The organism is Streptomyces millisiae, assembly GCF_031845425.1.
Lineage (GTDB): Bacteria > Actinomycetota > Actinomycetes > Streptomycetales > Streptomycetaceae > Streptomyces > Streptomyces millisiae.
In genome coordinates this window covers 1-383 of sequence record NZ_JAVREM010000426.1, presented here as the reverse complement: position 1 = coordinate 383, position 383 = coordinate 1, and the positions used below count along the sequence as shown (strand labels likewise).

1 protein-coding gene is annotated in these 383 nt (G+C 66.8%); it reads right to left on the bottom strand.

What is annotated here, in order from left to right:
* Window positions 1-383: RICIN domain-containing protein (locus RNC47_RS37405; RefSeq protein ID WP_311605342.1), on the bottom strand; the 383-nt coding region annotated here is incomplete at both ends.

Sequence of the window (383 nt, the reverse complement as noted above, 5' to 3'; positions counted from 1 at the left end):
CAGCTGCCACTGCTGGTTGGCGCCGCCCCAGTCGGCGTACTGGACGACGTTGGCGCCGTCGTTGGTCGCCGCGCCCTGTACCTCGACGGCCCTGCCGCTGTTGCGGTTGATCAGCCGCACGTACCCACCACCGGAGTCCAGGACCTGGAACTGCTGGTTGGCGGTGTTGTTGTCGGCCCACTGGACGATGCTGCCGCCGTCGGCGGTCGAGAAGTTGTAGACGTCGAGCACCTTGCCGGAGTGTCTGGATCTGACGCGGTAGTAGCCGCCGCCGGAGTCGACGAACTGCCACTGCTGCTGCGCCTGGTCGTTCCTCGACCACTGCGTGATCCGCGCCCCGTCGTTGGTCGCCAGGTTGTACACGTCCAGTGCCTTGCCGCTGT